Genomic DNA, 23,622 nt, shown 5'->3' with positions numbered 1-23,622 from the left:
CAATCTACTTGGGCCGGAACGTTAGCACATGGCCTGTTTCCTGTGTGTCCGCGATGGATGTGGCATGGTACACTCCCTCAACCCATGCACCAAACTGATCGTCGTACCAAGGGCTTTTTACATGTCCCGACTGACCGGGACCGACTACATGATACCCCTTTGTCAAATCATTCGTATCGACGACAAACCGCCAGGATGCCCCGTGGTTGATGAGGCCCGTCTTTTGATTGTAGCTGGCGGCCTGGACAGTTACGGCGCTCCCCCCTGCCGGGATCGGTTTTGCCCAGTTAAAGAGGTAGTTCAGTCCGGTCACGCTGGACAAGGGGTGAAGAAAAGACATTTGATGAGCCTCGCCCCACTTCCATTTCTCGCTGTTTGTTCCGTGGGCAGCTTCGATTTCCGCAATGGCTTCCTGCAAAGCAGCGTGAAGCACCTTGGAAAGCCCTCCCTTCTCCTGTACCCAAGGACCCGGCTTGCCGGTGTGGGCTCTGCGGATCAGATCGTCGACGATTTGCCTCTTTCCTTCAAACAAGTCATTCATGCTGTCCGGTATTTGCTCCTTGAACAGGACATTCGCCACTTGTCGCATCCACGTATGAAATACGAGAGGCGCAGCCAAATCTTTGTCGTCGACGAAATTCCATGTTTCCAGCACAGCGAGAACAGCCTTTTCTTTCTCCGTGAGCGGCTCCTTTTTCACATGCTCCAAAAAGATCGGCACGAATTCATCAGCCTGCAGGTTTGCTTGATCCATTTGCAGCTTTTGCATGTCCTCCACGGTCAGCTTTTCCTTTGCCTGCAGCACCTGCTGTATTCTCATTTGACGATACGGCTGTGCCCAGACATTGCTGATGTGGTACGGATAGCTGTCATCCGTGACTTTGTAATTCGCGCTGGAGATGAAGCCCTGCTTTGGATTCACAGTCTTGGGGAGCTGGTCGTACGGGATGTACCCCGTCCACTCGTATTCATCTGTCCACCCGGGAACAGGGACGAGGCTGTTGCCCTTTTTGCGGATGGGAATTTTCCCGTTTGCCTTGTAGGCGATGGTCCCATCCTGTGCGGCAAATACAAAATTTTGCGTCGGCGTGTGGAAGTCTTCCAGCGCCTTTTCAAACTCGTTCCAGTTTTTCGCTTTATTCATCCGCAAAACCGCTTCCAGCTCCCGGGATGGCTCCAGCGCCGTCCACTTCAACGAGAAAACGGTATCTTTGCCGCTATCTTCGGCGAACTCCGAAATAACAGGCCCATGTCTCGTAATGGTGACCTGATACGGGATCGTCTCTTTGTCCTTCACCCGGATCGGCTCATCGATGACCTGTGCTTCCTCCCATTTCCCCATGTAGAGAAACTGGCTCGGCTGCTCCGGATTTCTTTTTTCGATATACAAATCCTGTACATCCGGTCCCGTATTCGTCACTCCCCAGGCCACATGCTCGTTATGGCCCAGAATAATCCCCGGGACTCCCGCAAAAATAACACCGCTCACATTTACCGAAGGAGCCTTCAGATGGGTCTGGTACCAAATGGATGGCGTCGCCAGGGACAGGTGCGGATCATCCGCCAACAGCGGCTTGCCCGACGCGCTTTTTTTGCCGCTAACCACCCAGTTGTTGCTCCCATTGAATTCAGGGGGAATGATCGCTTTGGCAAAGCTTTTCTCGACATCTACTTTTCCATCCCCGATGGGCGGAATGATCGGAGGCCCCGCTTTTTCCTCGTTCGGGAACAGATCGTACGCCTTCTCTTTCGGAAAATGGTTCAGGAGGTAATAGCGAAACGCTTGCCCTTCCCAATGCCCGCCCAGATCATAGGCCATGTATTTTCCGATGGTCAGCGAGTCGAGCGGCGTCCATTCCTTTGGCTCATAGCCCAGAAGTGCAAATTCGATGGGCAAGGCTCCCTTTGCCTTCGCCTCGCTGATGTAGGCATTCACCCCGTCTGCATACCATTGCAGGATATCCTTGGCTTCCTGCGAGTAGACCTCATGGGAGAGCTTTGCCGCTCTGCGCAATCCGAGCGTCCGGAAGTATTTATCGCGGTCCACAGCCTTCTCGCCAATGACTTCGCTGAGCTCGCCGGATGCTTGCCTTCTGCTCAAGTCCATTTGAAACAGGCGGTCCTGTGCCGTAACATATCCTTGGGCCATGAATAAATCATGCTCGTTGCTGGCGTAAATATGCGGGACGCCATGCTCATCTCTTGCGACCGTTACCGATTCTGCAAGCCCCGCCACGGAAAGCTCGCCTTCGATCTGCGGCAGCGACCTTGCTATGTATGCGTTTGCGATTCCAAATAAAACAGCGCTGATTACAAGCAAAACAACCACTGCGGCAACAACAATCTTGACCGCTTTTTTCCTTCTGCTCACCTTCTGTTTTTGAAGCACAGCTTCCATTGAACTCGCCCCCCCTTTTGTACAAGGTAAAAAATGAATGACTATTCAGTGAATTTTCTTTAGTATACCACAAAACAGCCCAATAGAAAAAAATTCCAACCCCCCCGAAACCTATCCCCGGATTTCCCGACGATCTTGAGTCGTTCCTGCATGCAAGCTGTTGCCCGTGCACTGGCATTTCGCGGATGCCCGTATCGATTTGAACGTTCCGGGCGTAACTGTAGTTGGGCATTGGCTGTCTTGTCCACAAAAAGGTTGACCGCCCTGTTGCTGCTTCCTGTATGTTGAACTGGTGCCAACTTTGATTTCACGGGCGAGAACGACTGCTCCCGTCCGTCCATTTCTTATTTTTTTCGGTAACCGTCACATTTTGATGTGGCTCCTTCGTTGTTTAGGATGAAAGGGGGTGAGCGGTTTGGATGAAGCTGAACTACAGGGGATCATCGCTGACGTATTGAAGGGTGATACCGAGAAGTTCGAGAAGATTATGCACCTCTACCAAAAATCGATTTTTCTCTATTGCTATCACATGCTGGGCCATCATTCCGAAGCCGAGGACAGCGGCCAGGAAGTATTTTTGAAGGCATATCGCTATTTGGAGAAATACAGGCCCGAGATTCCGTTTGGCGCCTGGCTGTACAAGATTGCCTACCATCAGTGCATCGATGTGATTCGCAAGCGAAAACTGGCGAAATATCTCCCCTTCTTTTATCGGGACGAGAAAGAAAACAAACACGTGGATCAGCAAATCGAAGCCCATTATTTCGACGAGTCCGTGCATAAGGCGATGTCGAAATTGTCGGTGGAAGAGCGGAACCTGTTGATTTTGCGCTGTGTAGAGGAAAAGAGCTATCAGGAAATCAGCCTCATTCTGAATCAAAGCAGCGCCACTCTTCGAAAAAAATACGAACGTTCGGCTGCGAAATTCCGCAAGTACTATGCCCAAGGAAAGGAAGTGGGACCAAATGAGATCGGACAGGGATCAGGATTTGAGAGAACTTTTTCATGACCCACGAATTCCCGATGTAGACTTGACGGGAAAAGTGATGGGGAAATTGTACGCCGAACAAAAAACAAAGGAGCGATTTTTCGTGAAATACAAAGTGGGTTTATTGGTAGCGGCAGGAATGGTTTTGACAGTCTCTTCGGCTTTTGCAGCAGTCAACTATCACTCTTTGAAAAACAAGCAGGGAAATGTGGTATATGAGAAAAAAACATTGGAAGAATCAGGCTATACTCGTCCTTCCAAAGATGAACAAATCCGCTCGCTGAAAAGCGGCGGATACGCCGACGAAGTGTTGCAAGAAGGCACGGCCGGTCTCTTTTATGTCGTTTCGGACATTCCGGATATGAAAATTTACACCGAAAGCAAGGGCATTTCCTTTACGGATGTGTCTAAGCTCCGAGACAAAATGAAGGATCAATCCGTCAAGATTTTAGACAGCCTGGAAGGCAAATACAAGTTTGAAAGTGCAAGAGTCGACTTTGAGCCTATGACTTATGTGAATCCTCTCAGCCCGGAAGAAGAGGCAGCCATTGCGAAAAAGCTGAAGAGGCAGGCCGAGGAGTCCAAAAAAGAGTTTGCCATGATGCCGGTGGCGCTGTCGAAGGACTACTGGAGAATCCTCAGCATCTACAACAACCAAGGAAAAGACATCCGGGTTACGATGTCCAAAACAAGCAGCAAAGAGACGGTTATCGTTCACAAAGAGTGGGACCTGAAGGAAGAAAAGCTAATGGTAAAAGGGGTAGAAATGATCTTCACGGATTTTGGCACGGGGAAAAATATTCAATGGGTGTACGACGTGCCAAACACGAACCAGACGATCCGCTACCATATCGAAACATCCAATCCGGTGACCAAAGAAGAGTTGGTCAAGATCGCTGAGTCGTACCTGGATTAATTTGCGTGGCGGGTTATCCAAGGAAACGATTTACGTACTCTAGCTGATCGTTTCAGATGATCACCAAGTAGACAGAAGTCTTTCTAGACACAGGTTTGACAAGCTGGCAGAATCGCGTAATGCAGAATCGTCAAAGCGCCCCTTGCTTCTTCCAAAGCCAGGGGCGCTTTAATATATACAGTCCAATCAAGAGACATCCAACACGACTTTCCCTCGTCCATGACCTTTCTCCACCTCTCGATGAGCATCGGCCGCTTGTTCCAGCGGAAACGTTTTTCTCATGAACACCTGCAGTTGTCCTTCGGCATACAGCTCGACAATCGCGGCTAAACGGGCGCCGGAGCGCTCCCGGAAAATGACGACAATGAACGATGCCCTCTTTCAGGCTGCGGGCTTTACGTCCAATTTCGTTTGCCGGGTAGTTCTAATCGTCTTGCACGTCTTTACCTCCTCGCTAAAAGGTTGTTGGGGAGCCGTATCCCTCTGCCACCGATAAAGCAAAATCGATGAACCCCGAAACCACCCCATCCTCTCATACGTATTCTCTTGCAAGATGACAAATATTCCAAAATTATCGAGGTGCAGTCAATCATGGAATCTATTTCTATCGTTCCCTACCGCCCCGAACTGGCCGCAGCCGTCGCTGACATGTGGAACGCCAGCCGGGATAGCTGGGGGGGCGGAAACTCGATTACAACGGCGGAACAAATCCTGCAAGAAGAAGCAAGCTCTGATTCTCTTGCCGTTTACCTGGCGATGGATGGCGATAAGGTCGTTGGCTACTGCAGCCTGGCCGAGTACCGGGAAGATACGGGTGCCCTCTATATCCCGCTGCTCAATGTGCGTCCTGACTACCAAGGAAAAAAAGTGGGACGCATGCTGCTTGCACGCGTGCTGGAGCAAACGATCCAGCTCGGCTGGCCCCGACTTGATCTCTACACGTGGGCAGGAAACACGAAGGCTGTACCCCTGTATAAAAAATTCGGCTTTTTCTGGGAAGACCGGGACGATACCACTCATCTCATGAACATGATCCCCACTGTGCTAAGGACAGAGGCAATCGCCCCCTATTTTGAGGAGCTCGACTGGTATCAGGACTCCACCCGGGAGATTGTCGTTGAACCCGACGGGAGAAAGGAAAACGGCTTTGACTATTTCACCTACTCCTGGGCAAAAGGCGAAAAGAGCCTGCGCGTGGAGTTTGAACGGCTCGGCCGCGGCATGCGCCTCATCGAAACAGAAGACTATCTCCTGTCTGCGGAGGTTGAAGGACCGAGGCTGGTCTTTGGCCGGGAGTACCAGATTCACTACCGGATCGTCAACAAATCGGGCAAGCCGCTGCAGATTTCCTTGAAGGGAGCACCCAACGAAAACATCCGCTTTGATTATCAGCAGGAGCTTGCAGTTACCGGGGAAACGACACTGTCGGCAAGCTTTTTTGTCGGCGGGATCACCGAAGAACAAAGCGTCTGGCGTACGCATCCCCATGTCTGTACGCACATCCTGATCAACGGCAAGGCCGCACTGTTTCAGGTGGGAATTCTCCCCAAGTTTCCCGCTTCCCTTTCCCTGCAAGTGCCCGGGCTCACCTATCCGGGGCGGACAGCACAGTTTTATTTGGATGTGGAGAACAGCTTTGAAGAAGAGGCAGAGTTTTCCTTCGAACTGCCCTCCTGTTCCTTTCTCCGCATCAATCAGCAGCGCCATACACTCCGGCTGCAAGGCAAAGAACGCGTCTCTCTCCCGCTTGAAGCCGACCTCTATGAGCACGGCTTTTACGAGGCCGATGTGCAGGTAGAGGCGAAGCTCGCGGATGGCGGCTCTGTCTCTTTTTCCAAAAAAATCGGTGCCGCCTTTACAGGACCGGGCGCCATGCTGTCAGGGGAAACGGAACAGACGTGGCAGGTACACCACGGCCTCCACGCGCTCTACTTCAACAAGGAAGACAACGAGATCACCGTTGTCAGCGGCACTGGCGGAGAGCCAACCTATCTCACCTATCCGAAGATCGGCAAGCCGTATTCCAGCGAGTTTTCCAAAAAACGTCCCGAGAAGGTCGAATGTATCGTGGAAAAAGGAGCGATCGGCTTTTGCGCTGCTTACCGCTCCGGCTCATTCCCTCAAATTGCGTTGATCGGAAAGACGCTCCTCTTCGGAGACGGCACGGTTGTTCACGAATTGGAACTGACCAATCTCTCCGCAGACAGGCTGGGTACGGAGCTGTGGCTCAGCCAAGGCTTTGCCCATCCTATTTTCCGCCCGATCCTTCCGTATCAAGGCCGCTATGTCCAGACACCGGCATCGTACGGGAGCGACATGGACTATTGGGACGGCGAGCTGATCAGTGAGAACTGGCTGTTTTCAAGAAACGATATCCCCTGGGGCATGTGCTGGCCCGAAGAATACCGTATCGATCTTCAAGGCTGGCATATGTCTCTGGAAACCAGTCTCGGCATACTGGAGCCGCATGGCAAAAGGACATTTGGCCCCTTCTACATCACCTGCGGGAGCTTTACGGATTGGAAGGAATTCCGTGCGTTTGCACGAAAAGAAGCATTGCCGGCGGACTTGTCCCTGACCGATCATCTGGAGCTGGTTGTGAGCGAGCACAATCCTTTTACTGATAGCGATAAATTTGAAGTACAGGTAAAAGAGTACAAGCAGCAGTATCTCGATGGAGAACTGACTGCTTCGCTGGAGAGCATGCCAGATAGCGGACAAGCGCAGCGCTTTGCGGAGGATGAGGAAAAGACGGAATCCGGCTACTCCTTTGCCGCACCAGAAAAATCCTGTGAGCTCGTCCGCATAGACGGGCGGTTTGCGACACATGAGACTCATTTGCGCAGTGTTGTGTTTCCGGTTGGGCCAGGAAAGGTTTTACTGGAGACGGCAGAAGAAAAAGGGCAGCAAGTCTATATCGCCGACAATGGCCCGCTGCGGATCAAGGCAGCTCCCGAGTTCTCGCCGTCACTCTTCTCGCTTTCCAGCCACGGCCAGGAATGGCTGGCTACCTCCTTCCCGGAGCGCGGGCCCAAATCATGGTGGAATCCGTGGACCGGCGGGATTGGCAATATCATCGCGGAGCTGAACTCGTTTTCCCTGATCAAGGAGGAGCGGACGGCCTCCTTTGTCCATCTGGTTGATAACAGGCAGAATGTCTGGCAGGGCATCAAGCTGAGCTACGATGTGCAGAAGCAGGAAAAGTATCGCGGTCTGACATGTCATCAGTATTACCTGCTTCTGCCGGGTGTCCCTGTCCTCTGCCATACCGTAGAGATCGTTCAGAATACCGGAACGTATTTTGCCGGCAAGGAATGGTCGACAGAGATCTTTTTGCGGACAGAGGATACAGACGAAGAGATTTGGCTGAAAACCGCAGGAGCAAATGGCGAGGAACTGTGCTACAAGCTGGGGCAGGGTGAACTGTCCGTTGCCGAAATCTCCGATTATATCGTCGGCTCCGCTTCGCGCAACGACCAGATGCACATTGTCACCGACCTGGATACGGCAGATGTGAGCCTCTACGCCAACAAGGAAGTGGCCGTCGCCTCGGTCGTGCGCGAACTCAACCTGCCGAGCGGCAACACTGCCTTTACCCCGCCCGTCTTTTTCGTGTTTGCAGACAAGAAGATCCCGTCCGATTCCCTGTCTGCATTGCGGGCAATCCGGTTTTCCGAGCAAGGGAGGACACGCGATGAAAATCATTGATGCCCATATGCATTTGTCCCATATCGAGGAGTTCAAGCGGACTGCGGCAGAAAAGTCGGGGGTTGATTACTCTGTCGCCGGCATCCTGCAGGAATACGCGGAAAATGGAGTGGTACTGGGGATCGGCATGGGGCTTACGGAGACAAAACAGGACGGCTTCCCCGATGCGGAGGCTGCCACTCCAATGGGTCTTGATTTGACAGAAGAACTCCCGCCGCAGCTCGTGTACTGCCTGGGAATCAATCCTTTCAAGCTGGATCAAGCTGCCGTGGCCAGGCTGGAAGCAGACCTGCAAAAGCCAAACGCGGTCGGACTCAAAATCTATCTGGGCTACTATCCTTTCTACGCCTACGATAGCGTCTATGACCCGGTCTACGAGCTGGCGGCCAAGCATCAGGTGCCTGTCGTCTTCCACACCGGCGATACGTATTCGGAGCGAGGGCTGTTGAAGTACTCCCATCCGCTTACGTTGGACGAGGTGGCGGTGAAGCATCGGGAGGTTACCTTTATGATGGCCCATTTCGGCGATCCGTGGGTGCTGGATGGGGCGGAAGTCGTTTACAAAAACCGCAACATGTTCGCTGATCTCTCCGGCTTGATGGTAGGAGATGCCGCCAATTGCGCCCGGCTGAAGGACTCCCCGCTCTTTTTCGCCCATTTGCGCCATGCGATCACGTACTGTGACCACTATGACAAGTTTTTGTTTGGAACCGACTGGCCCCTTGCTCCGGTGAAGCCGTACATTCAGTTCGTCCAGGAGCTGATTCCGGCCGAATATCACGAGGATGTGTTTTACAAGACGGCTCTAAAGGTGTTTCCGAAGATCAAAGCGTTGGTTGAGTAGACTTTGGGACGCTTGCTGTCACATAAGAAATCCCATGTCGATTCGCGTTTAACCTGCGAAGGAACATGGGATTTTTCTTGTTCTTGAAAACTCCTTCATTCTTTCTTTTACCCTCCCCCTTTTCAATCGTAATAACCTTTTTCAAAAACAATTACGGTCTCCACCGGATTCTCTGGCTCATATATGCCAAATTCAGCATAAACCCCGAACCCGTACTTATGTGAGATGAAACCCGCCTCTATTTCCAAGTCGCTATCATATTGCCTGACGAACTCCATTGCCTCTTTCAATGAGCAATCCAGGAGATTCTTTCCATGAAACAGAACAGACGCCGGCGGAAAAAATTCGATCGCATTGCAAATCTCAGGCTCCTTGTAGTAGACAAAGCAGATGCGATAATCATCTTCTTTCTCGTGCAGCCGTCGGTATTTTCGCGGATTAAAATTCAATGCTTTTTGAACTTCTGCCGGTGTCATCCCAAGTCGCAAAACGCCTGCACCCACATAAGGATCGATCACAAATTCCGTAATGCCGGGATACTCGCTGTCATTTTTGGGACGATCCTCTTTGGGAACATTTCTCGGAGGCTCTGGATCCGGAATGTTGTACTTTTTTATGATCTTTTCCTTTATATCATCGGGAAGCAAAGCCCTCTCCTCCTTGAGAAAAATCATATTCGACTCAAACCATCCATCTGCTCACCTATACAGTTTCCGCAGCGGTAACGAGCAATGGAACTTTTTCGAGCCACTCTCTCAAACTTTAGCACAAATTGCCAACGGTCTATATCGCCTCTCAATCACACATAAGTTCCAATTCGATCCTTTCAACGCTTCCCCTTCCATACAGATACATTTTTCTTTGTCCGCATAACAGAAAAAACGGCATCTCTGCCGTTTCTGTATGGGTAGATGAATTTGCAAGACGGACCTCACCCTCGCTGCACACGATGCATAAAGTCCTCCGCCGTCATGACATGAGCGGTCGACACATTGAGCAGAGCGAGCGTGACGCGGTGCACTTCCTCTGCCGGGACCTGGCCAAACCCAGTATCGGGATAGTCATACGTTCCGGTCGCATCGGAGAGAAAGGCGACGCGATACCCCAGGTACATCGCATCGCGGGCGGCGGAATGGCAGCAGTTTTCCGTCGTTACCCCGGTTATGGCTACCGTCTCGATCCCCTTGCTCCTCAAAATGATGTCCAGATCCGTACCGAAAAACGCGCTGTAGCGGTGCTTTTTAATCACCGGCTCACGGGGCTGCGGCGCCACCTCCGGATAAATTTCCGCACCCGGTCTGCCATCTATGAGACAGGCCCCTTCAGCGATCGGCGGATAGATTTCGCCAAACATGCCAAGGTCTGACCCATCCTCGCGATGAACATGCGCCGTATAGATCACCGACATTCCTGTTTCCCGGGCAAACGCAAGAAGGCGATGCAAGGTGGGCAGGATGCGGCGCCCCATCGGCGTCTCAAGCGGCGCACCTTGTGCGATAAAATCATTTTGCATATCTACGACGAGAATAGCCGTCTTTTTTGGATCAATCTGTTCAATCCGCATACCCATGGCAGTCGCCTCCCGATCTTTTGTCCAGCGCTTTTGAAGCATTCGCTCGGTAGCACCAGCTTGCCAGCCTAATGGAATCATTCTATCAGAGGTGCAGCCGCTTGAGTGTAATCCGGTTAACACCTTATCTGATTTTTCTGTATATTCATATAAGTATTCGCATTGACTCAATCGTATTGTGAGCGAATGGGTCTTTTGAAATATGAGCTAATAATCTATTGGTGCTATACTAAAGGGAAATTTAGCATAATCTAGCGTTTATCGTGAATTTTGAAAAAACAAGGAGAAACCAAAGGATGTCACACAGGGTATATGTATACAATGTCAGCACCCCTTCCGAAGCGCAGGACACCGACAGGATGATGCTGGAATGGGGCTATGAAATGCCTCTTTTATTGCAGCCGCTCCTGGTCGACGGCGGATTTGTTGCCGGCAACAATTACAACAATCACACAGAGCCCGATAATGCCGGCCTGTATTATGCTGCCCAACCGGGTATCGAAAACTTGAAGCGCTTTTACGATTTTCTCGAAAAACAGGAAATGCTGATCACAAACAAAGAAGCCTTTGTTGAAGCCAAAAACAATCTCTTCACTTACCTCGACAAACTGAAACTCCCGTATTTCCACCTGGATGCCTGGGACGTATTCAACATGGACGACACCCCGCATGCCGAACAGGCCGAAGTCTGGCTGGCCAATATTGCCCATAACAATGAGATCATCAAAAAGGCAATGGAAAACGACGACATCTCGCTGCTGAACGATTCCGACTTGATGGACGTGAGCCCCGGCTTTGCGTCGTTTGCCGAGCTGCTCAATTACGAACATTACCAATACGGCTGGGGCCACATCTGGCAGCCTTTTGAAGAAGAGCCGGAAGTGGAGATATATGAGGAAAATGGCTTGTGGGGCCTGAAAGACAAGGATGGAAAGGTATTGCTTCATCCGCAATTTGACGAGTTTTACGGTTTTGGTCCCGAGGATCTTGCCGTGGTCTCGCAGGGCGGCAAATTCGGCTACGTGCATAAATCAGGCAGGATCGCCATCCCCTTGGTCTGGGAGGACGCATACGATTTTGAATACGGCACCACATCGGCTATTGTCAAACGAAATGGTCAATTCGGCCTGATCGACCCCAACGGCAACACAGTCGTCCCCGCACAATATGAAGCATTGGAATCCCTGGACTACAGCGGACATTTCACGGCAAAAAAAGACGGGAATTGGGGAGTCGTGGACCAGAGCGGCTCCATCGCCATCAATTTTGAATATGACGAAGCTTTCGAGAACGGGCACGGATTTTACCATACAGCAGTAAAAGGCCGTAAAAACAAGAAAATATTCAATGATCATTTTGTCTATATCGGTGAATTTCCGTTGTCAGCAGTGGAATCCATCGGCGAGGGCTTCTCCTCGTAAAACCGCACAAGAATGCCAACCACAGCACCTTATACAAAAAGGACGGCACCATTTGCGCATCCGGCTTCGAGAAGATAAACAGGCAAGCCAGCTTTCCCAATATGCTTGTACTGCGAAAAGGGAAAAAGTATGGCGCTCTCGGTTTGCGGCAGGAAAGCCTTCTGCTCCCCTATGAATTTGATGCGCTGATTGATATGAACGCCTATATCGATTCTCGGCCGAGCAATTTGGTACTGGCCCAAAAGGACGGGCAAAAAGGCGTGTTTGACGGTGATCCCGATCGCCCGACATGGTTATTTCCATTGGAAGATTACCAAAGCATCCTTTGGCTGTACGAAAACGCTTTTGCCCTGAAGCGAAACGGGTTGTGGTGCATCGCCTATTCGCCTGAAAACCGGTTCGGCGGATTCGAATTCGATCTTGTGGTACGAAAAGCGCCTGTTAGCGGTTTCGCTTATGCTTTTAAGGGACCTGACGTGTTTGTGGCAGACGAGTCCGGGGTGTCGATGGCTGATAAAACTCTGGTTCTGCAGGATGCCGAGGATATCGATTACAACTATTATTTTGATGCCAACGTGCGCAATCGCCTGCTAACCTATGCAGAAGCGGCCATCGCCGATGATGGCGAAGCAGATGAACACACATCGGCGGAGGATTTGTATGATCTTGCCCTGGCTGCCTGTGACGCGGGCGATTATGAGAAAGCCATCCAGTACGATACCATAGCCGCTGAAAAGGGCTATGCCCCCTCCATGAACAATCTTGCTCACATGTATTACAGCGTAGAGGGCTATCTCGATGACGACAAGGCCTTTTTCTGGTACGAAAAGGGCGCTGAGGCAGGCAATGCGTATGCCATGAACGGTCTGGGCATTTGCTATCAAAACGGAGTAGGGACAGCACCCGATATGGAAAAAGCGTTGTATTGGCTCGGCAAAGCTGCGGACAACGGCCTTGCGCTTGCCCACACCAACATGGGCTCCTTGTATTATGAAGGACATCTGGTGCCGCAAGATATCGACAAGGCGCTCTGGCATTACCAGCAGGCGGAGCAATTGGGCTCGCCGCAAAACGGCTGGCTTGGCTACTTGCACGACCTGAAAGGGGAGTATGAAAAGGCCTTCGGTTATTACCAGAAGGATTATGCAGAGGGCAGCGACGTGGGAGCCTATAACCTGGGGATTTGTTTCAGTCAAGGACTGGGCACAAGCAAGGATGTTGCTGCGGCCATCACCTATTTTCATGCCGCTCTGGATAGAGAATATCTACATGCCCATATTGAATTGGCTAGAATATACCGCAACGAAGATGACTTTACGGATGAATTGCTGGCAAGACACCATATCGCGGAGGCCGAAAAGGCTGGCCTGGAAATCCCTGACGATCTCCATTCTTAACCCGGCCAACATCCCATGCACGCGCCTCTTCCGGCTCTACGTTGCGGCGCTGCATGGCGGCGGTGTTTATTTTCTTAAAAACCGCCGACGAATCTGTCGCAGTGGCCGTTCTCGGAAAAAGTATGGAACTACCACATACAAATCCCATGTCTCTTCGTGTTCACTATATGAAGACATATGGGATTTTTCATGCCATGCCGCAGCAGCCCCGGGAAAGAACAAAAAACGCTCGGAATTCCAAGCGCTTGAGATTATTTTGATGGAGTATTGGTTGAAGCCCGGATGTGTCCATGAACGTGATTACTTCCCGGCATCCATTTCTTTCGGAATGTCTTCGCGGACCAGGCTGGCAGCCGCCAATCCAATGCCGGGAACGAGTGCAAGCAGGATAAATGTCTCCGCGAAGCTGCCCGTTTTCATAAATGAAATGGATAAAATCGGCCCCAGGCTTGTTCCCGCAAACAGGACAAAGGTATAAACGGAGACCGCAATGCCGCGCGATTTGCCTGCCAGCAGACCAACGAGAGAAATCAGCGAAGGAACAGCCAACGAGATTCCGCTGACAAAAATGAGCGACATCCCGATCAATAGCGGCAAATTGTCTGTCATTCCCAAGGGAGCCATCCCCGCAACAGCCAGCAACAGAGCGAAGCGCAATACGATGCGGACTCCGAATCTTTTCGCCAGTTTTCCAGCGAGCGGGGAAATCAGCATGCCGTAAACACCGATCGCCCGGACGTACAGGATTTCCTGACTGGCAAGCCCAAAATCAGGCCCGCTCAGGTAATTTCCCAGCACGGTATACATGCTCACAAAAGACATCAACAATACCAGAGCCACAAGGTAGCACAATACAAGATTTTTTTGCCTGAACAGTCTTCCGATATGCTGAAACGGCTCCAAAATATTGGCATGAGGATGCTGAATTTCTCCCTTCGGCAGAAGCCACTGAACGAGTATCGCGGTAGCGGCGTAAACTGCTGCCAGGGTATAAAATACGGCGTTCCACCCGTATGCCTGACTGATCAAACCGCTGGCCACCTGTCCGACGATTCCGGCAACCAGAAATCCTGTGCTGATAAACCCGATTGTCGTCACCCTTTTGTCTGCCGGAAACATCTCTACAGCGTAGGCCATAGCAACCGGGGAAAATGTGGCCGCAGCGGCCCCTTGCAGCCCTCGAAGAACAAGCACCCATGAAAAACGATCCACTGTCCCGAGCAGCAAAGAAATCAGCGACAATACAACAAGCCCGACAAAGATGATTGGCTTTCGTCCGTATTTATCGGACAGCGCACCGTAAATCAGGCAGCCAATCGCAAAACCGATTGAAAAAACGCTTCCTGTTGCGGCGGCTTGTGTAAGGGTAGCGCCAAACTGTTCTGCAAACAGGGAAACAAGCGGAATCGTCACATAGAGACTTGACATAACAACCATCCCGGACCAGCATAATACGGCCGTCATCAAGGAATAATTGCGCATGGTGCACCTCTTTTTCGTTTTTTCGATTTTGAAACTGATGCATGAATATAGTTAGATAATCTAATCATTAGCAGAAAAAAATTTATCTTCCCACTCCCAGCCTTCTTTCTATAGCAGCATTCAACCTAAGCAGCAGCTTTTCCAATACTCTGCGCTCCTCCGGCTCCAGCTCGCTGACGAGCGAAGAGCATGCCGACCAAAAGGTGGGAAGAACACCTTCGACCAACTCCCGTCCCTCGGGTGTAATGCTGACATGAATCATACGCCGATCCAAAGAGCTTTGCTCCCGTGCTATCCAATTGCGCTTTTCCAGCCAATCCAATAAAGCTGTCACAGAGGCGCGACGGATTCCAAGCCGCTCCGCGATTGCGGAGGGAGTGATCAGTTCCCTTCCATCGTGAAGCGTCAGCAGCAACAGCAAATCGAATTTGCTCTCGGTAATGTTAAAGGGCGCCAATTCCAGGTCCATCACATCTAAAACGTTGTCCCCGAGCCACATCAACAGCAGCCCCAGATGTGCCGAATGCCGGTCCGTGCTGCTGGAAGCAGTTTTGTCCATCAGCTCCAAATATGGCGTAACGCCTAACTTGGGCAAGGACTGATCCGCTAAATGGTCATGACTGTTTTTCCTGACCATGACTCCACCTCTATAATTAGATTATCTAACTATATGGTAATATAACTTGTTGTACACAGATTTGCAAGCCTTTGTTTTATCTTTTCTAGTCTTCCAAAGCCACCTTTGCCCATGGGAAGAACCCCCGCTTTTCTTTAGCTCCAAAAAGATTGATAAATAAATAAACGCAGCATACATCCGGCTGCGTTTAAGATAGAAATGGCAGGATATAGCGGGATCGATACACCGCTCTCTACCAGGTCAGTGCAGAGCCTTCCCTTAACGGTTCGTTCTACCTGATCATTAGTGATTAATCAATAACTATTGCAGAGACCCATTTCTTCCCTGCAGCAAACGAACCGTTCTCCCGATACCCTCTTCAAAAGCTGTCGCCCGAATCGGACCGATCAAGCTCTCGTATTTTTCTCCACTCAAGACTAGCGGCTCTTCTGTTAAATAGAGCATCTCGATTACCTCCTTCATCACCGGTACGAACATCCCAAGCAATGCCAGCCCTCCTCTGCCGAGAGGTATAACCGGTTTGGAGCTTCCGCTTGCCTGCCTGGCGATTCGCACGATCTCCTTTCCCGAAATCAGGCCTGCCCCCGGTATATTCCAATTCTCCCCATAGGCTTCTTCCTTGGCGGCCAGCTCCGCGATCATGAATGCCGCGTCCGGCAAGTAAACGTACTCCCGGGGAACACGCATGTTTCCGATGAAAAAAGCCATCCTGCCAGCCGCAATTGCTTCGAGCGTAGAGCCCAGATAGGAAGCCTCGTTCGCGGTGGGACCATAATAATCCGGCAAACGGACGATCATTACCCTGGCCCGCTTCCACCGGCTGTCGAACAGCATTTGCTCATACGCAAGCCTTGTCTTCCCTTTTCTCGTATGAGGCTGCTTCGGATGATCCTCGGTCACCCGCTCCATCTGTCTTCTGCCATAGGGATAAATGCCATCGATGGCGACTACCTTCAAGCTTAGCTGGCCCGCTGCCTCCATCACCGATTCGCCGAGAGGAAGCAGCTTGCTCTCCATCTCGTGATACGGCACATTCGCACAATGAAACAGGACATCCGCACCTTCCGCAGCCCTGACGATGTCATACGGACGAAAAGCATCCCCTGCCGCAAGCGTGAGATTCTCCGGATTGCCGAGTCTGTCCCTCAGCCGCTCCAGCTTCTGCAAAGATCTTCCGAAAGCCACCGTACGAATGCCCCGTTTCACTAGCTCTTCCGTTATCGCAGCGCCTGTACCGCCAGTTGCTCCTACAACAATCGCTTTTTCCAATGGGATCACCTCATTTGCTTTTGTTATCGATTAATCACTAACTATCGGACTAGCTAAATTGATCATCAGCAAGCTATTCGATTTCGTTATTTGTAATTGATCAATCACTAACTTAAAGACAATGTATCACGTTGTAATTGATCAGTCAATCACGACTTTCGCAAAATCTTTCCCCCCCTTCAAAATTCCTTCAATTCGGGCATGTTCAGCGCTGTCGAGATGTTGCACAGCATCCCTCGTGCCAGGAACAGCATTGTTCGTTCTTCCGGATTTGGAATGCCGGCAGCACGGAAGGCTTCCAATACGATGCGGCGAACCTCCCCGAATCCATTTCGCATCGCTTCGCGGATCGAGTCTTCTTGAATCGTCTGCGCCTGCATCTGAAGCAGTATTTCATTCCGGTACGCATTCAAAATTTCATCATAAGCCTGGATCAGGTCTGTCTCCAGATGCTCCGGCGACGCAGACCCCACGACCTTGCGGAAGGAATCGATCACCCGCATCCAGGATACCTCCAATGCTGCAAGCAGCAACGCTTCTTTGGTCGAGAAAAAGCGAAAAATGTACGGCTGCGATATTTCGGCTCGTTTCGCGACTTGTGCTGTCGTTGCCCTGTAGTATCCAATCTCTGCAAATACCTCGATGGCTGCAGATATGATCTCCGTCCTGCGATTCACTGAGGTCGTCTCTGATTTCGACATCGGATTTCTCCTCACTTTTTACTGGTTAGTGATTCATCAATTAGTTCCCTATTATATACCAGGATTCGCTATGAAACAATTCAGCAATGACCGATTCTTCATCAATTTGCGCCTATAGTAGCGCTGCTGGCGCCGGTTGTTGCCACGGTCACAGCGGTTTAATCAAATGGAATGACCGTCCTCGCAAAGGGTTACGGTCTGTTTTTCACCGTATTCCAAAGCACACCGCCTTCAAAGGGAGTCTACTGAGCAAGGATTCGTGTCATCGCACGCCTCCTTCCCTGCGCCAATGACGAACTCGCGGTCTTTGGCCAGTTCATGAGTATTCAGAACCTCTCCATTTAATCGTGAGTTGTTACAAGCCGACGTTTTTTGTCGACAACAAAAACTGTAAATCAAGCAATATGCGTTGTACGATTAAATTGCCCGTTGTAAAGTATCTGTCTTATCCGTTGATGGAACGCCGTGTGCGATGAAAGTCGCCCGCACGGTGTATGCTCGAACGAAACCCTCACAAAGAGAAGGGGATAAGTCGAGAATAGCAATCGACCTCCTGTCGTTCAAGATCATAATGGAGTCCTGGAAGTAACTTATATAAATCAATACGCCGAGGGGACTTTAGGTCCAACTTACTCTGCTTTTTTGGACCCCGACGGAGATGAACTTACATTTACAGCCGAATCGGATGATCCATCAGTCTCTGTTACTGCTTATCCAACCAATTTATCTGCGAGATTTCCAAAACAAACAGTAGGAAGCACGATAACGATTACCGTTACAGCTCACGACGGTAAAGGCGGCACAGTATCCAGCAAGTGGCTTATCATTTGTAGATAACTTCCCTCCATCAACGGCCCTCGGGTTATTCCGAGGGTTTTTTATCGCTTTTTCGGGAAGCTCCCATCGTACTTTCTATAATTACCGTTTGTTACATGCTTGACCAATAACCAAACCCATTATGTAGGTCCTTTTATTCACCCTGTCATGAGTCTATTTTTCATTCCCGGAATATACTGCTGCTGAGAACTGGGAAGGAGTGTAAGAAAAATGGCTTATCCAGTCCAAGGACCTTCTTCACCGCCGCCTGGAACGATCCCTCCAAAACCTGCTGTTTCCTATATTGTTGATTGTTTATATGCGTTCACTTTTGTGTGGCTTATCAATGGGATAGGTTTTGGTTTTATCCAACGCGAGTAGAGTACGGCGAATTTTCCGGTTATAGATGGAATGGATTTGCTTGGGTGTTTTACGGAATCGATCCCAGATTTATTGATGCAGCTTCATGCCCACCAACCCCTCCCCCTTAGTAAGAGGCAGGGGTTACTTCATTTGCCGCCTCACACGGACCTGGCAAGACGAAAACCGAGGTCATCAATGCGAAACGTAGGGTGACTGCGGCGTCGGCATGTCGCTCCGCAGCCTCTAGCCTCTTCTGCCCAACTGCCACCGCGGAAAATTCTGTAGGAACCGTATACATTCTCATCATAGAGATCCCAGCACCATTCCCACACGTTTCCGATCATATCATAGAGCCCCCACGCATTTGGCGCCTTACTTCCTACCTCGCGAGCCATGCCGCCAGAATTTCCACGATACCATGCGATCTTATCAAGCTCTCCATACCGATACCCGGCAGCTCCTGCCTTGCATGCGTACTGCCATTCCGCTTCTGTGGGAAGACGATAACCATCCGCCTCCCAGTTGCAGACGACACTCCCACCATCATCACTTATCGAGTAACATTCCTGCAGGCCCGATAGCTGAGAAAGCAAATTGCAAAATAATACCGCATCATTCCAGGAGACCTCTACAACGGGAGTCTGAGGCGAGTCATTAGCTCCGGCTGTCTCTTGCATAATCGAGAAATATAGCTCATGCGTCACGGGAACCGCTGCGAGCAAAAACGAATTCACTTTTACCGTCCATGTCGTTTTCTTGCGATCATCTCTTAATTGAATATGACCCCGAGGAATTTTCACCATCGGATACTCAGCATGACTATGTCGCATGATTGACTGACACCCCCCTTCCGCCCGCTCTGTCTTCTACTTCAGCCTGCTTAATTTCTCAATCGCTTGTTCTTCTGTCGGCAGGAAAAAGATATCCTTTCCGTTGTTGGATTCATAGATGAAATCCTTTAAGCTCTTGCTTGAATACACAGAGAAATCTCCGACGATGGCAAGCTTCACGCGGTAATTGATGAACTTCTGCAGGATTTCGCCCGCCAGGCGTGTTTTCAAATCGAAAAAGCTTTCGCTTACCAGAGACTTGTTTAGAATGATGCGATCGCAGCCTGTCTCGTAATGAACAGTTGCAATAAGATCCAATGCCGACTGCACATCCTCTATAACGATCTCGCTGCTGCTCACAATGGCAACATCCGCCCCGCCTGCTTCGATTTTCGCTATTTTCATATATCTCCTCCTCGTTTTGCTTTGACTGCTTATTCCTTGGCAAGCCTTCTCACGTATTCCTCACAAATGTATCGGTTGTCTTCGCCATTTACGGTCGGAATGCCCGCCACTCGAAAGAAGCTGAGACCTACTACCATCGCCAGCAGTCCATACGCTGCGCTTTTGGGATCTTCTACAGACATATGTCCCGTTCTGTTGCCGTAATCAAAAATCTTGGCAATGCCATGAAGATCATTTGAATAGCTCTCGGATACGACTTCCTGCAAATTGCGATCCAGCGCGGCTTTTGAAAAAAACTGCAAAAAAAGCTTGGCTTTGTCTTCATATGGGATATACATTTTTTCAATGCCATCCAACTGAGAAACATTCATGCTTTTCCCTTCGTCATCACGGTAAGTCGGGAGGATATGCTTCAGAGTAACGTCAATCATTTCCTTGGCTGTCATCGTGCTTTCCATTTCTGCTTCAATTTTCAGACCAAAATACACCAGAAATGCTTTAAAGGCTTCAATCGTCAGCGTATCCTTGTTCTTGAAATAATAGGTGACCACCCCTTTTGAGCAGCCGGCATACTCCGCGACCTTTTCCAAAGTCATGCCATCAATCCCGTGCTTGCTAATGCAGGTGAGCGTGGCGTTGATGACCTCTGCTCGACGCTTTGGTTCCATTCCTACTTTGGGCATTGTTTCACTTCACCTTACTCTTTTTTATACCGAACGGTCAGAATAAAAAGAGTGTACTCGATGATGGGGATTATTGTCAAATGGGGACGTTCATATGATGAGAAGATATGCATGGGACGTACTCTGCCTTGCCTGCTTGAGCGCGTTTTCACACAAAAAACCACGCTCATCTGGGCGTGGTTGCGTCTTAAAGCGGCTAGCTTCACCATTTCACCGTTCCATCGCTTACCTGCTTAACTTCTTCACCGCCTCACTGCACCAACTGCAATAAAAATGGCGAAGCCTCTCCTGAATAAGTAAGCGTAAGCATATGCATGGCTCTTGTGCAGGCGATATACAGCAAGCTTCGGTCCATGTCTGTCTTGTAGTTTTCCGCATCGACAAAGGGCACGAGCACTTGATCAAACTCAAGGCCTTTGGCCAAATGTGACGACGTGACAATGACCCCCTCACGGAATTGATCGCTGCCAAAATCCAGTAGATGGACGGCTTCCCCACTACTCGCGATCTCTTGATACAGCTTTTCCGCCTGGCTTTGCGACTTGCAGACGATGCCCAAAGTGCGCTGCTCCGATTTCTGGAAGCTTGCGATGATTTTCTTGATCTGTGCAAGCTCGGCGCTGCTGTCACTCGCCTTTTTGATCTCAGGGGAAGGGCCATGGCGTTCGATCGGAATCATTCGGCTGTTCGGGTTGATTTGCTGGGCAAACCTGATAATTTCCATGGTCGAGCGGTAGCTCTTTAACAACTCAACGGTTTCCGCATTTGGAAACACCTTTTTGATCTCTGTTATCGAAGAGGAGGAGTAAGGATTCACGGATTGATTGCAGTCCCCCAGAATGGTCTTTTTGCATGTGAACAAACGGGACAAAACGGCGTATTGTACGGGTGTATAGTCCTGCATTTCATCCACCAGCAAATGCTTCACTTCCTCAAAGCCCTTTGTTCCTTCCAGGTGGATTTTTATATAGACCAGAGGAAAAACATCGGAAAACTCCAGCATCTTTGGCTTTTTCAGCTTGAACAATTCCGGTCTTCCCATGTATTCATAGAAATCCTTGTAGATTACAAGCAAATTCAGAGATGCAAACATTTTCTTGATTGCCGCTTTGACTTTTCTTGCTGTGGCTGCTGTTGCTTTGTCGCCATTTTCATCCCTTGCGTTTGCCGCAATGATCGACGCTGTTTTCTCCAGTCTTTGCTTGATTGGCAGGTTTGCGGCACCGCGATAAGCGCGCATGATGTCTTCTTTTGCGATATGCACGTTGTCGAATGCTATATCATCTGGGACAAAGGAAGCCTCGCTCATATGGGCCAGAAACTGATCCAGACGTTCTACCATCTCTATGCCGGATTTATATTGGATGCGTTCAATGAGAGACTGGTCGTTCGAGGCTGCAAGCTCCGCCACCTGCTGGCTGAAGCTCTCGAATTTGCATACGCCGTCAAGCTCTTTCTCCGCAATCTCTTCGATCCCGATCTCCATAATCTTCTCCTCCCCCAGCTCAGGGAGGATGTTGGAAATATAGTCGGAAAACACTTTATTCGGGGAGATAATCCATATATTCTGCGAAGTGATCGTCCCTTTGCTTCTGTACAGCAAAAAGGCGACCCGGTGAAGGGCGACCGAGGTTTTGCCTGATCCGGCAACGCCTTGAATGATTAGTTCATGGGAATGCTCATTGCGAATGATGACGTTTTGTTCCTTTTGAATGGTAGCGACAATATTTTTCATCTTCTCGTTGGATGTCTGACTGAGCTCTCTTTGCAGGACTTCGTCGTTGATGTTCAGCGAGCTTTCAATCATGTATTGCATGACGCCATCTTTGATCTTATATTGTCTTTTCAAACAGACCTCCCCTTCAACCTGTCCTGCCGGAGAGGGGTAAGAGGCTCTGCCTACCTCAAAATCATAGAACATGCTCGCGACAGGGGAACGCCAATCATAGATGAGGTTCTTTTGGCTGTCCTCTTCGCTGAAAGCATGGACCCCGATGTAGTGGGAATCGCTTCTGCTCTGGCCGTCAAGGACGAAATCCACTCTTCCGAAATACGGGGACTCTATTAGTTTCCGAAGCCTTCTTTCTTTGTCGACAGCCTTCTCTCCCTGGTCAATCGTGAGCATGATGTCGATCTTGTTTGCTGCTGTTTCCGCCGGGTCAAGCTCGGACCTGTTCTCCCAAAGGTATTTTTTGGATTCCATAATCTCATGATGTGCCTTGCTGATCTTTTGCTCAATCGTTTGCAGCGCTTTTTGCAGCTTGGACACGATGTTGGCCAAATGTTCTCTTTCTTCCATTTCCGTCTGATTCTCGATCATAGACGCCGCCCTCTTTTCTTAATAAGAATGTACTCATAAGTGTAGAGAACTTCGCAAAAAAATATAGACTTATACTTTTCTTTGTAGTATTATATTTTAATCGTGGGTCCAAAAAACGGCATACAAAAATGCCATAAATTTGCATATTAAAGATGACAAAAACCAAGTTCCTGAGAGCAGGACTTGGTTTTTTTGGTGATTAACCATGACAGAAATCCTTGATAATCTGCTTCTTTACTTCCTCAACCGGATAGCCGGGGTACACAGTCATCAGCAGCATAACACCGTGAAGCGCGGAGGAGAAGTATAAGGAACGGAGTGCTGGATTCGCTACTTCCATTCGCTCGAATATTGCACACTGGGTTTCGAATTGCCTGGCCATTTCCTGGTTTAACATTTGGCTGTATTTGGATAACACAGCATCCTCTTCAGGCTGCGTCTGCAGATGAAGGAGAAACCGGTACGCCTTCGGATTTTGTACAATGTGGCTTAACGCGCCTTCAACAATATGTGCCAACTGATCTTTTGGTGAAGGGAGCGCGGACGCCGTTTCGATGACATTCGCTATCTCGTCTGTCCGAATTCGAACGATTTCTGCCAAAAGGCCTTCTTTGCCCTGATAGTAGTTGTAAAGCAGCCCCTTGGAGATGCCTGCTCTTTTGGCAATATCCTCGACAGATGAAGCATGGTACCCCCGTTCAAGGAAGACCTCCATGGCTGCGGTACTTATACTGTTCTTGGTCTGTTGGCGAATTCGTTCGTTTTCTTCCCTGCTGCGTGGCATGGATCATTCACTCCTTCGATTTTAGAAAAGAATGAATATGCGTGGCAAGGTCCTCAGCGTGCGTCAATGTCAACATATGATCCGCTCCCT

At 49.9% G+C, this 23,622-nt stretch carries 19 protein-coding genes; 6 read left to right on the top strand and 13 right to left on the bottom strand.

What is annotated here, in order from left to right; genetic code table 11:
* Positions 1–4: 4 nt before the first annotated feature.
* Positions 5–2,398, bottom strand: a complete 2,394-nt coding sequence (locus NST37_RS07235; RefSeq protein WP_327956541.1) for a penicillin acylase family protein — start codon at positions 2,396–2,398, stop codon at positions 5–7.
* Positions 2,399–2,804: 406 nt separating this feature from the next.
* Here NST37_RS07235 and NST37_RS07230 point away from each other — a divergent pair, with 406 nt between their 5' ends.
* Positions 2,805–3,407: a sigma-70 family RNA polymerase sigma factor gene (locus NST37_RS07230; RefSeq protein ID WP_227277557.1), complete on the top strand. Its 603-nt coding sequence runs from the start codon at positions 2,805–2,807 to the stop codon at positions 3,405–3,407.
* 82 nt (positions 3,408–3,489) lie between these two features.
* Entirely contained in the window at positions 3,490–4,302 is an 813-nt protein-coding gene (locus NST37_RS07225) for a hypothetical protein (RefSeq protein WP_155807992.1), read from the top strand.
* A gap of 186 nt (positions 4,303–4,488) precedes the next feature.
* Here NST37_RS07225 and NST37_RS07220 read toward each other — a convergent pair whose 3' ends face one another.
* Entirely contained in the window at positions 4,489–4,659 is a 171-nt protein-coding gene (locus tag NST37_RS07220) for a zinc-binding dehydrogenase (RefSeq protein WP_227277577.1), read from the bottom strand.
* 234 nt (positions 4,660–4,893) lie between these two features.
* Between NST37_RS07220 and NST37_RS07215 the strand changes: the two genes are divergently transcribed.
* Both NST37_RS07215 and NST37_RS07210 read left to right on the top strand, forming a co-directional pair.
* Positions 4,894–8,010, top strand: a complete 3,117-nt coding sequence (locus NST37_RS07215) for a GNAT family N-acetyltransferase (protein WP_339186501.1) — start codon at positions 4,894–4,896, stop codon at positions 8,008–8,010.
* Complete coding sequence (locus NST37_RS07210) at positions 7,997–8,854, top strand: amidohydrolase family protein (protein WP_003387913.1); 858 nt, start codon at positions 7,997–7,999, stop codon at positions 8,852–8,854. The genes NST37_RS07215 and NST37_RS07210 overlap by 14 nt, the downstream gene beginning before the upstream one ends.
* A 122-nt stretch (positions 8,855–8,976) precedes the next feature.
* Here the strand turns inward: NST37_RS07210 and NST37_RS07205 are convergent, their stop codons facing one another.
* The gene (locus NST37_RS07205; RefSeq protein WP_051925441.1) at positions 8,977–9,501 is read right to left on the bottom strand and encodes a hypothetical protein; all 525 of its coding nucleotides are present in this window, start codon (positions 9,499–9,501) and stop codon (positions 8,977–8,979) included.
* Positions 9,502–9,785: 284 nt separating this feature from the next.
* On the bottom strand, positions 9,786–10,424 hold the full coding sequence (locus NST37_RS07200) for an isochorismatase family cysteine hydrolase (protein WP_003387916.1): 639 nt from the start codon (positions 10,422–10,424) through the stop codon (positions 9,786–9,788).
* Positions 10,425–10,720: 296 nt separating this feature from the next.
* On the opposite strand from NST37_RS07200, the gene NST37_RS07195 reads away from it, so the two are divergent.
* Both NST37_RS07195 and NST37_RS07190 read left to right on the top strand, forming a co-directional pair.
* The gene (locus tag NST37_RS07195) at positions 10,721–11,845 is read left to right on the top strand and encodes a WG repeat-containing protein (RefSeq protein WP_243013940.1); all 1,125 of its coding nucleotides are present in this window, start codon (positions 10,721–10,723) and stop codon (positions 11,843–11,845) included.
* Between the two features lie 101 nt (positions 11,846–11,946).
* Positions 11,947–13,242, top strand: a complete 1,296-nt coding sequence (locus NST37_RS07190) for a tetratricopeptide repeat protein (RefSeq protein WP_243013938.1) — start codon at positions 11,947–11,949, stop codon at positions 13,240–13,242.
* A gap of 300 nt (positions 13,243–13,542) precedes the next feature.
* On the opposite strand, the gene NST37_RS07185 is transcribed toward NST37_RS07190, so the two are convergent.
* The 9 genes from NST37_RS07185 to NST37_RS07145 form a co-directional block, all read right to left on the bottom strand.
* A complete protein-coding gene (locus NST37_RS07185) occupies positions 13,543–14,724 on the bottom strand; it encodes an MFS transporter (RefSeq protein ID WP_243013935.1) in 1,182 nt (393 codons plus the stop codon).
* A gap of 82 nt (positions 14,725–14,806) precedes the next feature.
* A complete protein-coding gene (locus NST37_RS07180; protein WP_024984453.1) occupies positions 14,807–15,361 on the bottom strand; it encodes a MarR family transcriptional regulator in 555 nt (184 codons plus the stop codon).
* Between the two features lie 300 nt (positions 15,362–15,661).
* Positions 15,662–16,630: an NAD-dependent epimerase/dehydratase family protein gene (locus NST37_RS07175; protein ID WP_003387920.1), complete on the bottom strand. Its 969-nt coding sequence runs from the start codon at positions 16,628–16,630 to the stop codon at positions 15,662–15,664.
* Positions 16,631–16,809: 179 nt separating this feature from the next.
* Positions 16,810–17,331, bottom strand: coding sequence for a TetR/AcrR family transcriptional regulator (locus tag NST37_RS07170; RefSeq protein WP_003387921.1), 522 nt, complete (start codon positions 17,329–17,331; stop codon positions 16,810–16,812).
* Positions 17,332–18,668: 1,337 nt separating this feature from the next.
* A complete protein-coding gene (locus tag NST37_RS07165; protein WP_024984454.1) occupies positions 18,669–19,340 on the bottom strand; it encodes an SUMF1/EgtB/PvdO family nonheme iron enzyme in 672 nt (223 codons plus the stop codon).
* 36 nt (positions 19,341–19,376) lie between these two features.
* A complete protein-coding gene (locus tag NST37_RS07160) occupies positions 19,377–19,745 on the bottom strand; it encodes a DUF4180 domain-containing protein (RefSeq protein ID WP_003387923.1) in 369 nt (122 codons plus the stop codon).
* 29 nt (positions 19,746–19,774) lie between these two features.
* Complete coding sequence (locus NST37_RS07155; protein WP_327956551.1) at positions 19,775–20,428, bottom strand: TetR family transcriptional regulator; 654 nt, start codon at positions 20,426–20,428, stop codon at positions 19,775–19,777.
* A gap of 250 nt (positions 20,429–20,678) precedes the next feature.
* Positions 20,679–22,748: a UvrD-helicase domain-containing protein gene (locus NST37_RS07150; RefSeq protein WP_327957009.1), complete on the bottom strand. Its 2,070-nt coding sequence runs from the start codon at positions 22,746–22,748 to the stop codon at positions 20,679–20,681.
* Positions 22,749–22,947: 199 nt separating this feature from the next.
* Positions 22,948–23,532, bottom strand: coding sequence for a TetR/AcrR family transcriptional regulator (locus NST37_RS07145; RefSeq protein ID WP_003387927.1), 585 nt, complete (start codon positions 23,530–23,532; stop codon positions 22,948–22,950).
* Positions 23,533–23,622: the final 90 nt, after the last annotated feature.

Origin of the sequence: Brevibacillus sp. FSL K6-6036, assembly GCF_037964015.1 — a bacterium.
GTDB lineage: Bacteria > Bacillota > Bacilli > Brevibacillales > Brevibacillaceae > Brevibacillus > Brevibacillus borstelensis.
The sequence above is the reverse complement of the archived record's forward strand: the minus strand, read 5'-3'. Positions and strand labels throughout refer to the sequence as shown.

Bases quoted from the DNA above. Each gene is read 5' to 3' on its own strand.
- NST37_RS07235 (WP_327956541.1), bottom strand. From the start codon at position 2,398: ATGGAAGCTGTGCTTCAAAAACAGAAGGTGAGCAGAAGGAAAAAAGCG.
- NST37_RS07215 (WP_339186501.1), top strand. From the start codon at position 4,894: ATGGAATCTATTTCTATCGTTCCCTACCGCCCCGAACTGGCCGCAGCC.
- NST37_RS07210 (WP_003387913.1), top strand. From the start codon at position 7,997: ATGAAAATCATTGATGCCCATATGCATTTGTCCCATATCGAGGAGTTC.
- NST37_RS07200 (WP_003387916.1), bottom strand. From the start codon at position 10,424: ATGGGTATGCGGATTGAACAGATTGATCCAAAAAAGACGGCTATTCTC.
- NST37_RS07195 (WP_243013940.1), top strand. From the start codon at position 10,721: ATGTCACACAGGGTATATGTATACAATGTCAGCACCCCTTCCGAAGCG.
- NST37_RS07190 (WP_243013938.1), top strand. From the start codon at position 11,947: ATGCTTGTACTGCGAAAAGGGAAAAAGTATGGCGCTCTCGGTTTGCGG.
- NST37_RS07185 (WP_243013935.1), bottom strand. From the start codon at position 14,724: ATGCGCAATTATTCCTTGATGACGGCCGTATTATGCTGGTCCGGGATG.
- NST37_RS07180 (WP_024984453.1), bottom strand. From the start codon at position 15,361: ATGGTCAGGAAAAACAGTCATGACCATTTAGCGGATCAGTCCTTGCCC.
- NST37_RS07170 (WP_003387921.1), bottom strand. From the start codon at position 17,331: ATGTCGAAATCAGAGACGACCTCAGTGAATCGCAGGACGGAGATCATA.
- NST37_RS07165 (WP_024984454.1), bottom strand. From the start codon at position 19,340: ATGCGACATAGTCATGCTGAGTATCCGATGGTGAAAATTCCTCGGGGT.
- NST37_RS07160 (WP_003387923.1), bottom strand. From the start codon at position 19,745: ATGAAAATAGCGAAAATCGAAGCAGGCGGGGCGGATGTTGCCATTGTG.
- NST37_RS07155 (WP_327956551.1), bottom strand. From the start codon at position 20,428: ATGCCCAAAGTAGGAATGGAACCAAAGCGTCGAGCAGAGGTCATCAAC.
- NST37_RS07150 (WP_327957009.1), bottom strand. From the start codon at position 22,748: ATGATCGAGAATCAGACGGAAATGGAAGAAAGAGAACATTTGGCCAAC.
- NST37_RS07145 (WP_003387927.1), bottom strand. From the start codon at position 23,532: ATGCCACGCAGCAGGGAAGAAAACGAACGAATTCGCCAACAGACCAAG.